The organism is Clostridium grantii DSM 8605 (genome assembly GCF_900129965.1).
In the GTDB taxonomy this organism is placed as follows: Bacteria; Bacillota; Clostridia; order Clostridiales; family Clostridiaceae; genus Clostridium_AF; species Clostridium_AF grantii.
The window spans coordinates 71,564-83,524 of record NZ_FQXM01000018.1; the positions used below are offsets into that span (position 1 = coordinate 71,564).

The 11,961-nt window shown below is 28.6% G+C and carries 8 protein-coding genes; all 8 read left to right on the plus strand.

Annotated elements, in window-relative coordinates:
- The first annotated feature begins 3 nt into the window (after nucleotides 1-3).
- The 8 genes from BUB83_RS14710 (at nucleotide 4) to BUB83_RS14745 (ending at nucleotide 11,587) form a co-directional block, all read left to right on the plus strand.
- The gene (locus BUB83_RS14710; protein WP_084133588.1) at nucleotides 4-1,572 is read left to right on the plus strand and encodes an extracellular solute-binding protein; all 1,569 of its coding nucleotides are present in this window, start codon (nucleotides 4-6) and stop codon (nucleotides 1,570-1,572) included.
- A 108-nt stretch (nucleotides 1,573-1,680) separates the two neighbouring features.
- A complete protein-coding gene (locus BUB83_RS14715; protein WP_073339248.1) occupies nucleotides 1,681-3,876 on the plus strand; it encodes a helix-turn-helix domain-containing protein in 2,196 nt (731 codons plus the stop codon).
- Between the two features lie 184 nt (nucleotides 3,877-4,060).
- Entirely contained in the window at nucleotides 4,061-5,026 is a 966-nt protein-coding gene (locus BUB83_RS14720) for an ABC transporter permease (RefSeq protein WP_242950689.1), read from the plus strand.
- 10 nt (nucleotides 5,027-5,036) lie between these two features.
- The gene (locus BUB83_RS14725) at nucleotides 5,037-5,912 is read left to right on the plus strand and encodes a carbohydrate ABC transporter permease (RefSeq protein WP_073339250.1); all 876 of its coding nucleotides are present in this window, start codon (nucleotides 5,037-5,039) and stop codon (nucleotides 5,910-5,912) included.
- 277 nt (nucleotides 5,913-6,189) lie between these two features.
- Nucleotides 6,190-7,407: a PucR family transcriptional regulator gene (locus BUB83_RS14730; protein WP_073339252.1), complete on the plus strand. Its 1,218-nt coding sequence runs from the start codon at nucleotides 6,190-6,192 to the stop codon at nucleotides 7,405-7,407.
- Between the two features lie 276 nt (nucleotides 7,408-7,683).
- Entirely contained in the window at nucleotides 7,684-9,078 is a 1,395-nt protein-coding gene (locus tag BUB83_RS14735; protein ID WP_073339254.1) for an APC family permease, read from the plus strand.
- Nucleotides 9,079-9,094: 16 nt separating this feature from the next.
- Entirely contained in the window at nucleotides 9,095-10,444 is a 1,350-nt protein-coding gene (gabT, locus tag BUB83_RS14740) for a 4-aminobutyrate--2-oxoglutarate transaminase (protein WP_073339255.1), read from the plus strand.
- 27 nt (nucleotides 10,445-10,471) lie between these two features.
- Nucleotides 10,472-11,587, plus strand: coding sequence for a 4-hydroxybutyrate dehydrogenase (locus BUB83_RS14745; RefSeq protein ID WP_073339257.1), 1,116 nt, complete (start codon nucleotides 10,472-10,474; stop codon nucleotides 11,585-11,587).
- Nucleotides 11,588-11,961 lie beyond the last annotated feature (374 nt).

Below are 11,961 nucleotides of genomic sequence, written 5' to 3' on the forward strand. Positions count from 1 at the left end.
ACAATGAAAAAGAAAATTTTATCATTATTACTAGCTACAACATTTCTTTTGGCAGCTTGTGGAACTAAAAACAATGCTAATGTTAATGAAGGTGCAAAATCAGATGGGGATACCACTACTGTGCAAGAACCATTAGAACTTACAATGCATATGCATTTTAGAAATGCTTATGTTTATAGTGAAGATTGGCCAGTATTCAAAGAAGCAGCTAAAGCAACAAATATTACTTTAAAAGGTGTTGCACCATCATCAGCTACTGACACTAAAGAGGTATTTAATTTACTTATGGTTTCTGGTGACTTACCTGATATTGTTGAAGGAAATGATCTTAGAGATAACTTCATTAAATACGGATTAGAAGGAGCTTTTGTACCATTAGAAGATTTAATTGCTGAACATGCACCAAATCTTCAAGCATTTTTAGATGAGCACCCATATGTGAAAACGTTTTGTTCTGGTCCGGATGGGCACATGTATTTTGTACCATATATTCCAGATGGAGGAGTAAGTAAAGGATATTATATTCGTCAAGATTGGTTGGATAAACTTGGACTTCAACAACCTACTAATGTAGATGAATTACATGATGTATTAACTGCATTTGCTAACAATGACCCAAATGGTAATGGAGTTAAAGACGAGATCCCATATTTTACACGTCACGTTGGTGAAAATTTTAAAGATAATGAAGCAACAAGATTAGCACATTTTTGGGGTGCAAAAACAGATTTCTATGTTGATGAAAATGGAAAAGTACAGCATGGACTTGTTTCAAAAGAGTTTAAAGAAGGTATTTCTAATGTAGCTAAATGGTATGATGAAGGACTTATTGATCCAGAAATTTACACTCGTGGTGGAAAAGCTAGAGATATAGCTTTAGGTAATAATATTGGTGGATTTACTCATGACTGGTTTGGTTCAACAGCAGCATACAATGATAATTTAGCATCAGAAATTGAAGGGTTTAGTTTCCAACCTATTGCACCACCAGCTGATATAAATGGAAAATCATGGGAAGAATTTAACCGTGACTTAGTTAAACCTGATGGATGGGCAATTACTTCATCAAATGAACATCAAGTTGAAACTATAAAATATTTTGATTTTTGGTTTAGTGAAGAAGGCCGTAGGTTAATGAATTTTGGTATCGAAGGTGTTCAATATGACATGGTAGATGGTAAGCCAATATTTAAAGATGAAATTATTAATGGTGAGTCAAGTGTTCAAAATCAATTATGGGAAATTGGAGCTCAAGTACCAATAGGATTTTATCAAGATTTTTCATATGAGCTTCAAACATATAATGAAGTAGCTCAAAAAGGTGTTAATATGTATACGGATGGAGATTATCTTATTGAACCATTCCCTTATATATCTTTTAATGAAGAAGAACAAAAGAAATTTGATGAAATTTATACAAATATTACAACATATATGATGGAGGCACATCAGAAATGGGTTCTTGGTGCAGAATCTGTTGATGAAGGATGGGATAAATATATTAAAACTCTAGATGATCTTGGTTTTCAAGATTTATTACAAATATATCAAGCTGCATATGATAGATTATAATAAAATGATATAATAAATATATACATTTAAAATGTTTATTATTCAAGTATGAAATGTTTATAAGGAGACTTAGTCTCCTTATTTCAATTTCAATAGTAGGTGAAAATTATGATAAAACGAAAGTATTTTAAAAAATTATTTATAATATTTTTTACATTTACACTGGTTTATGGCATGACAATGACTAGCTATTTTGTATATGAAAATAAAAAGAGTTTAAAAACTCAACAAGTCAATTATATAGTAAATCAAGCCGATCAAATCGTGAAAAATCTAGACCAAAGACTTTGGAGTCTTAATAAATATACAGATACACTATTTCTTAATGAATATATAAAAGATTATATTGTTACAAATGAAGATTATTATACCATTACTAAAGTCTATAATAAACTTCAGACAGACATGTCTGTATTTAGTGATATGGGTGGAAGAATTGCAATAACTAAATTAGTAGACGATTTTGTTATTAGTAATCAAAGTACTAGAAAAACAGATGCTTATTTTGATGAAATTGGATTTACACAAGAAATGATTGCAAAGGTTTACGAATTTTATGATAAAAAAGATAATATTAATGAAACTATAATTATAGCTAATGAGTCCTACGAAGAAATCCATATTTTAAAGAAAAATCGTATGAATAAAGAACAAAAATTAATTATATTCTCTTGTGTTAATGCGCAAATGCTCAAAACTGATGATGATTTCACATCCTTTAATTTTTATATGGAAGGAAGAAATGACCAGGTTGGAGTTATAGCAAAACAAATAAGTGATTCCAAAAAAGAGTATGTAATATTGGATGATGTGTTCTATTTGCTACGTACTTCAAGTGTATATCCTGATCTTAAGTATATAATAACAAGTCCATATATTCAAAATTCTTCTTTAAATAGTAAGTATTTATTAGCATCATTAATATTTCTAGCTAGCACAGTAGTTGGTTTTTTAATTGCTATTATTATAACTAAATCAATATATAAACCAATTGGTGCAGTTATATCAAATTTTAGTGAAGGCGAAGAAGAATCAATGGATGAATTTAAGTTTATACAGAATATGACCAATGATATGATTAAAGCAAATAAAGAACTAAAAGATATGATTAAAAACAATAAAGTGGACTTAAAAACTAAATTTTTTAGGGAATGTCTTTCGGGTATAATTAGTAAAAAACAGATACAAGTTAAGATAGATGAATATAATCTAGAAACATTTTTGAAACCTTGCAGGGTTGTATATATAGTTATTGAAGAAATGGAAGATTATAAAGCAACTTTCTTAAGCGATGCAAGAGCTAATGTCCGAGCCAAAGTCAAGGATATCATTAAAAACTTAATGACTATAGAAGGGTTATCTTTTGAACTCATTGAATTGAATTCTAACGCTTATGCAATGATATTGGGAGAACTTGATGAAAATCAAGTTAGGGCATATTTAGTAAAAATACTTAATGCTATTGAATTGGATGAAAGAGCTAATCTTGTTATGGGTATTGGTGAACAGGTAGAAACAATTTATAAACTACAAGTATCTTATCAAAATATTAAATCTGTATTTGAGTATAGACAAAGTTATGATAAAAGAGCTATTTTCTCAATAAAGGATGTTGTTAGTAATAATATTCATGAATTATTCTATTATACTTTAGATATGGAAAAAGAATTATTTAATGCCACTATTAACGGTGTTTTAGAAAAAATAAATCTATTATTTAATGAGATTATTGTTGTTAACTTTAATGAACGTAACTTAGAGGTTCGAGAGAAAGCAAGTTTATTAATTAGTTTAGTAAATACTTTGAGGAGAGTAGAACAAAAGATAACATTAAAGGATAAGTTTAAAGAAAAGGTGGATATAAACAAGTTACTTTTATATAACAAAGATATTAGTAGAGACCATATTTGTGAAGTTAGAGATATTTTTATTAGTTATGGTAAACTAGCAAATGAAAAAACAGTATCTAAAGATAAAGAAATTTTGGTAATGATGACATCTTATATAGAAAATCATTATCAAGAAGATTTGTCATTGGAACATGTAGCTAATTATCTCAATATTTCTTCGGGTTATTTTTGTACTATTTTTAAAAAAGTTACAGGCACAAATTTCAAGAATTTTTTAAATCAATATAGAGTAAAAAAAGCTAAGTATAGATTAGAGTTAGATCCAGATATTAAGATTAAAGATTTAACCAGTGAATTAGGATTTAATAATGCAAATTCATTTATTAGAATGTTTAAGAAGTATGAGGGAATATCGCCAGGAGAGTATGCACGTCAGTATTACAAAAGAACTTAATAGCTATTGATATTAAGAGATTAATATACAAAAATTTAAAAAATATATAGTTATATTAAATAAAGTATACAGTATAAGCAATCTTATTAATTTTTGAAGATAATATAAAATAGTGTAGATTTACTATAGGTATTTATGGTGTTATAGTTTGGGTGTAAAGAAAACTATAAGGAGGTTGATATGCTTGAAAGATACAATATTTATGAGAAAGATTAAAGCTAAGAATGAAAAGGTTATGATTAAATTTAATGAAAGTTGGACTCAAGTTAAGAAAGATAAGGCATTATATGTTTTGTTAGCACCTATGATTATATGGCTTATATTATTTAAATATAAACCACTATATGGATTGCAAATTGCTTTTAAGGATTATAATATTTTTAAGGGAATTGAAGCAAGTAAGTGGGTAGGATTCGAACATTTTATTACATTTTTTAATGGACCTTATTTCCTTAGAACTTTTGGTAATACCGTTATATTAAATGGAGTTATGTTATTAGTGAGTTTTCCGATTCCAATTATCCTAGCTTTGTTAATTAATGAGATAAGAATAATGAGGTTTAAGAAATTTATACAAACATCAATTTATCTACCACATTTCATATCCTCAGTTATCATTGCAGGTATTGTAGTTAATTTTTTGTCTCCATCCACAGGTATTATAAACATTTTGATGGAGAAAATTGGACTCGATAGGGTGTATTTTCTTATTAAGCCTGAATATTTTAGAGGAGTATTTGTTTCTATGAATGTTTGGCAAGATGCAGGATTTAATTCAATAGTATTTTTAGCGGCATTATCTGCTATTGATCCGCAATTATATGAAGCAGTAAAAATTGATGGAGGTAATAAGTTTAAACAAATGATACATGTTACATTACCAGGTATTCTTCCAACAATAATGATTATGCTTATTATTGCTATAGGGAATTTATTGAATCTCTCATTTGAAAAAATTATTTTGTTATATAATCCATCAACATTTGAAACCGCAGATGTTCTTAGTACATTTGTCTATAGGACAGGCTTAGTTAATGCTCAATATGATCTTGCAGCAGCAGTTGGTTTATTTGAAGCTTTAATTGCTTTTGTTTTAGTATATGGGGCGAATCGATTGAGCAAAAAGTTTACACAAAATTCATTATGGTAGGAGGGGTAATATGAAGAGTAGTAAAGGGGAAAGAATATTTAATACAATAAATATTCTAGTTTTATCATTAATATCATTAATAGCTTTATATCCATTCGTTTATGTATTATCAGCATCACTAAGTCAAGGAAATGCAGTGTCCGCAGGGCAAGTAGTATTATTTCCTAAAGGAATACACTTCAATTCATTTAAAAAGGTACTTACTTTCCCTAATTTGTGGATAGCTTATGCTAATACAATTTACTATACTGTTGTGGGAACTGCTACCTGCATGTTTTTCTCAATTACAGGAGCTTATGCGCTTAGTAAAAAAAGGCTAGTAGGCCGCAAATTCTTTACTATTTTAGTTACATTAACAATGTGGTTTAAGGCAGGAACAATTCCAGAGTTTTTAAATTTTAGATCTCTTGGTTTATATAATACTCGAGCAGTGCCTATTATAGGTTTTGCAATTGTAGCTTTTAATGTTATTCTTTTAAAAACTTATTTTGAATCAATTCCTGACTCTTTGGAAGAGTCAGCACAAATTGACGGTGGTAGCGATTTTAGAATTTTATGGTCAATATATCTTCCACTAGCTAAGCCGGGCATTGCAACGGTATCATTATTTTATGCTGTTAGTAAATGGAATGGATACTTTTGGTCAATGATTCTTCTAAAAGATGAAAATAAGATACCACTACAGGTTTTATTAAGAAAAATGATTGTTGAAATGAATGCTGTTGAAGAATTTAATAATGCTGTTGAGATGACATCTCAAGGTTATTCGGTTGAAACAGTGGTTTATGCCACTATCATAGTATCTATTATACCAATAATTCTTGTATATCCTTCTATTCAAAAGTATTTTGCTAAAGGTGCTATGATTGGAGCGGTTAAGGGTTAAAAAGCTATAATATAGAGAATATAAAATTATTATTGATTTTCTAATAATTTTAGAAAGATATACTGTTATATCAGTTGTATTAAAATCATATGAAATTCTTTAATTATTAAAATAAGCATGTATAATAATAGAAAACATCAATAAAACATTTAAAAATTGATAATTTGACAACAAGATGGTATAATTATTATTGAAATAATAATTATACCATCTTGTTTTTGATTTTAAAAATATATGAATAATGCATTAATAAGTAAGGAATAAAGTGGGGTGACTTATGTTTGTAAGATGCAAGGATATTATATCTTTACCATCATTAAAAGTTCTTAAAGTAGTTGCTGGAGAAGAAGGACTGGACAGAACTATGACTTGGGTGTATGTAGCTGAATGCTTTGAAGATTCAAGAGAAGCAGCAAACTGGCTTTATGGAGGAGAACTTGTTTTTATTACTGGTGTTGGTTTAAAAGGTAGTGAAGAATTATTAAATGAATTTATATTAAAAATAAATAAAAAAAATATATCAGGACTTATTATAAATGTAGGTAAATATATTCCTACAATTCCCCAGAGCTCTATTGATATTGCAAATAAATTGCAATTACCTTTATTTGAACTACCTTGGAAAGTCAAGCTATTAGATATTTCTAGAGAAATTTGCAGTTCTATAATAATGAAAAAAATAGAAGGACAATCTTTAAATAATTTACTGGAAAATATTTTATTTAGTGATATTAAAGCTGAAGATAACTTATTAGAAAGGGCAAATCAATATGGACATGATTTATCAGGTAAGAATCGAGTTGGAATTATAGATATAGATAATTTTGCAGAGTATATTAAAGAAAAAAATATTAAGAATGAAAATATAATAACTGATATAAAAAACAAGTTACAAAGAATTATATATGATAGTTTCTTAGAAAATAGTATAAGTATTGTTACTATGCAAAAAAATGATTCAATTATATTTATGTTTAAAGCAAAGGATGGCAGTATAGATTGGATAAAATTAATTATTGATAAAATAAATATAAAATTAAATAAAAAAATTAAGGATCTTTCTTTTAGTACTGGAATAGGAAAAGCTTATAGTGATTTAAAAGATATGAGGAATAGTTATCGGGAAGCAGAAGAATCAATCCAAATTATAAAATATGAAAAAAATAATTCAAATATATTATTCTATGAAGAACAAGGTTTATATAATTTATTACTAGGGATAAACAATAATAAAATCTTGGAAGAGTATTTATGCAGTACTATTGGACCATTAATCGAAAGTGATAAATCTAATGAACTTAATTTAGTAGATACATTAGAATGTTTTATCAATATGAATTGTAATATAAATTTAGCTTCAAATAAACTTTTTATACACAAAAACACTCTTAGATATAGGCTACAAAAAATTGAAGAAATACTACATTGTGATTTTGGGAATATGGATCATCGTGTGAAATTAAATATGGCTTTTAAAGTGAGAAATTTATTATAGCAATAATAAATTATACAAAGTAAAAGGGGTTTTCTATAAACTCCTTTTTGTTTTACAAAAAAAATTTATTTTATATAGAAAATAAAGGGGTTGTACAAGAAAACAATTTTATTTGTACATATGTCCATATACAAAAGTAGAAACTGTATGCTAAACTTTAAATCAATAAGAAAACAGTGCATTTTTTATTAAATCAATAAATATATACAGATATAGCTTATATATTAATAAAAAAATGCAGTGTAAGGGGTAGAAATTCATATAAGGGGTGATGTTATGTCAAAAGGTAATTTTGAAAGAGTATTGTCTAGAAAAGATGTTTTTGCTTTAGCTTTTGGGGCTATGATTGGTTGGGGATGGGTAGTTCTAGCAGGAAGTTGGGTAAATATGGCTGGAACATTAGGTTCAATAGTTGCTTTTTTATTTGGTGGAATTATGGTTTTATTTGTAGGTCTTACTTATGCAGAATTAACTTCAGCAATGCCAGAATGTGGTGGAGAGCATGTATTTAGTCATAGAGCATTGGGAGCCAATATGTCTTTTGTGTGCACATGGGCTATTATATTAGGATATGTTTCAGTTGTTGCTTTTGAAGCAGTGGCATTTCCAACAGTAGTTGAATATTTATTTCCTAACTACATTCAATTAAAAATGTATACTGTAGCAGGATATGATGTTTATTTTACTTGGGTTTTAGTAGGAGTAATAAGTTCAATAGCTATTACAGTTATTAATTATTTAGGAGTAAAACCTGCAGCTTTTTTACAAGGGGTTTTAACAATATTGATTGCATTGATTGGAATTTCTTTCTTTAGTGGAGCTTTAGTAAATGGAGAGGTAGCGAATATGAAACCTTTGTTTACTGATGGAATGAAAGGAATATTGGGAGTTGCAGTAATGACTCCATTTATGTATGTTGGATTTGATGTAATCCCACAAGCAGCAGAAGAAATAAATATGCCATTTAATAAAATAGGAAAACTTCTTGTTTTATCAGTAGTTATGGCTATTGTATGGTACATTATGATAATTATTGGAGTTTCACTAGCTTTAGATAAAGCAGCTATGGAGGCATCATCATTAGTAACTGCTGATGCTATGAAGGCAGTATTTAATGGTAGTGGATTAGCTTCTAAAATACTTATAATTGGTGGTATAGGTGGAATTATAACAAGTTGGAATTCTTTCTTTGTAGGAGGAAGTAGAGCTATTTATAGTATGGCAGAATCTAAAATGCTACCATCATTTTTAGCAAAGTTACATCCAAAGTACAAAACTCCAACTAATGCAATATTATTAATAGGGGTATTATCTATGGTAGCACCTTTATTTGGTAGAAAAATGCTAGTTTGGCTTGTTGATGCAGGCGGACTTACAATAGTTGTAGCTTATTTAATAGTTTCTATATCATTCTTAGTTTTAAGAAAGAAAGAGCCTAATATGCCAAGACCATATAAAGTAAAGCGTGGGAAAGCGGTTGGTACTATGGCAGTCATCTTAAGTGGATTAATAATTATATTATACTTACCAGGAGCACCAGCAGCTTTAGTATGGCCATATGAATGGGTAATAATTATTGGGTGGAGCATTTTGGGGGCAATATTTTATGCTTGGGCAAAAGTATCATATAGTGATTTTGGAGTACATGAATTTAATTTAGATGCAGAATAATTAGGGGGAATATATTATGATAAATGAGAAAAGTGCAAAAATAATTACAGAAACAATTCCGGGACCAAAATCTTTAGAATTATTTGAAAAAAAACAAAAGTATGTAGCAAGAGGAATAGGTGTTAGTAGCAAATTATTTGTGGAAGAATCAAAGGGAGCCTTATTAAAAGATGTTGATGGTAATGTATTTATTGATTTTGCAGCAGGCATAGGGGTTCAAAATGTTGGACATTGTGATGATGAAGTGGTTGCAGCTGTTAAGGAACAAGTGGAAAAATTAATTCATCCATCCTTTAATGTTTGTATGTACGAACCATATGTAGAACTTGCTGAAAAGTTGGTTGAAAAAACTCCGGGAGATTATGCTAAAAAATTAATTTTTGCAAATAGTGGAGCAGAAGCTGTAGAAAATGCAGTTAAAATAGCAAGAAAGTATAATGGAAAACCAATAGTATTATCTTTAGAAAATGCTTTTCATGGAAGAACTTATATGGCTATGACTTTGACAAGTAAAGTTAAACCATACAAAGATGGATTTGCTCCATTTAATACAGATACTTTTAAAATTCCTTCAGCAAACTGTTATAGATGTGAATTTAGTGATGCTAAGTATCCTGAATGTGGTTTGAAATGTGCTAAAAGGGTAAGAACTTTATTAAAAGGAGAATTAAGCCCAGATACAGTTTCGGCTATGATAGTAGAACCTGTACAAGGAGAAGGCGGTTTTATTGTTCCTCCAAAAGAATACTTACAAGAACTGCAAAAGATATGTAATGAAAATAATATTGTATTTATTGTGGATGAAATACAAGCTGGTTTTGCAAGAACAGGGAAGTTATTTGCCAGTGAAAATTTTGATATAGAACCAGATATAATAACTCTTTCAAAATCTATTGCAGCGGGATTGCCTTTAAGTGCTGTAGTTGGTAAAGAAGAGATAATGGAAGCACCTATACCAGGATCTATAGGAGGAACTTATAGTGGTAATCCGGTTGCTTGTGTTGCTGGTTTAAAAGTTCTAGAAAAAATTGAAAGAGATAACCTTTGCCAAAGAGCCAATGAAATTGGAGAAATTATTAAAGGTAGAATGAATGAATTAATGGAAAAATGTGCTTATATAGGAGATGTTAGAGGAATAGGTGCTATGGTTGGAGTAGAATTTGTTAAAGACAAAGAGTCTAAAGAACCATACAAAGAAATTGTAGGAAAAATCTGCGATTATTGTTTGCAAAAGGGCGTAGTATTTATTAGTGCAGGTATTTTTTCAAATGTAGTTAGATTCTTACCACCTTTAGTTATGACAGATGAACAACTAGAATATGGATTATCAGTATTAGAAGAAGCTATATTGAGTGTAGCAAAATAATTTTAAATTAAATTGGAGTCGAGTGCTATGAGATTATTTAGATTAATGCCTGAAATTCATAAATTCAATAAGTTTAAGGATTTCACAGAAGAATTTATTTTAAACAAAGATGATTTATTAGTTGTTAGTGAATCAATATATAATGCTTATGTTAGTCCTTTAAATTTAGAGCTGAATGTAATATTCCCTAAAAGATACGGTGATGGTGAACCTAGTGATTCTGTAATAGATAAAGTTATTGAAGAAAGCAAAAAGTACGATTATAGCAGAATTATTGCTATTGGTGGGGGAGCAATTCTAGATATAGCTAAGTTATTAGTGCTAAAAAACATTTCAAATACTGTGGATATATTTGAAAAAAATATAGACTTTGTGAAAGAAAAAGAATTAGTAATGATTCCAACAACATGTGGAACGGGTAGTGAGGTAACTAATTTTTCAGTAGCAGAGATAAAATCTAAAAACACAAAAATGGGTGTAGGAATTGATGAAATTTTTCCAGACAAAGCAGTTTTAATTCCAGAATTACTAGAAAAACTTCCTTATAAAGTTTTTGCTTTTAGCTCAATCGATGCTCTAGTCCATGCAATAGAATCATTTTTATCACCTAAATCAAATATGTATACTGATATGTTTGCTATAGAGGCGATAAAATTAATATTAAAAGGGTATGTTAATTTATTGGACAGTGGAAAAGAAAATATAGCAAAGGTTATGGATAATTTTGTGATTGCAAGTAATTTTGCAGGTATTGCTTTTGGAAATACCGGAGTTGCAGCAGTTCATGCACTAGCTTATCCATTAGGTGGTATGTATCATGTTGCTCATGGAGAAGCAAATTATCAGTTTTTGGTTGGAGTATTGAAGTTATATAATGAAAATTCTTCTTTAGGAAAAATATTAGACTTAAATAAAATTATTGGTGATATCTTGAAGGTAAAAGATGAAGCTGCTATAGAAGCATTAGGAAAGCTTTTAGAAGAGATATTCCACAAAAAATCACTACGAGAATATGGAATGAAAGAAAGTGATATTGTAGATTTTACGGATAGTGTTATAGAAAATCAACAGAGATTGCTATCTAATAACTATAGAGAAATTTCTAGAGAAGAAATTTTGAATATTTATAAAACAGGATATTAAAAAAATGAGTTGCTATTGTAGTAACTCATTTTTCATTCAGAAAATTATTATATGCACGTATATTATTTTTTAAGATAACTACAAAACCCATAATATAAATAATAATTATATTATACATATTATTAAAGATGATAAAATAGACAAAAGAACATAACCATAGCATATTTAATACAACTAATAATATTATCATAAAAAAGTTGATTTTTTTACTTGACATAATTAACCTCCAGAAGTTAGATGAAAAATTCGATACCACTTCTTTATATTGTAAATTATTCAAAACTATATGTAAACCCTTGGCCAAAAGATTTTACCAGTATTATTAACTAAATTATATTAGGATTAACCCCAATATAAATATCAATAACAGCTTC

Coding starts and splice junctions, on each gene's coding strand:
- BUB83_RS14745 (WP_073339257.1), top strand. CDS start 10,472: ATGAGATTATTTAGATTAATGCCTGAAATTCATAAATTCAATAAGTTT.
- gabT (WP_073339255.1), top strand. CDS start 9,095: ATGATAAATGAGAAAAGTGCAAAAATAATTACAGAAACAATTCCGGGA.
- BUB83_RS14725 (WP_073339250.1), top strand. CDS start 5,037: ATGAAGAGTAGTAAAGGGGAAAGAATATTTAATACAATAAATATTCTA.
- BUB83_RS14715 (WP_073339248.1), top strand. CDS start 1,681: ATGATAAAACGAAAGTATTTTAAAAAATTATTTATAATATTTTTTACA.
- BUB83_RS14730 (WP_073339252.1), top strand. CDS start 6,190: ATGTTTGTAAGATGCAAGGATATTATATCTTTACCATCATTAAAAGTT.
- BUB83_RS14710 (WP_084133588.1), top strand. CDS start 4: ATGAAAAAGAAAATTTTATCATTATTACTAGCTACAACATTTCTTTTG.
- BUB83_RS14735 (WP_073339254.1), top strand. CDS start 7,684: ATGTCAAAAGGTAATTTTGAAAGAGTATTGTCTAGAAAAGATGTTTTT.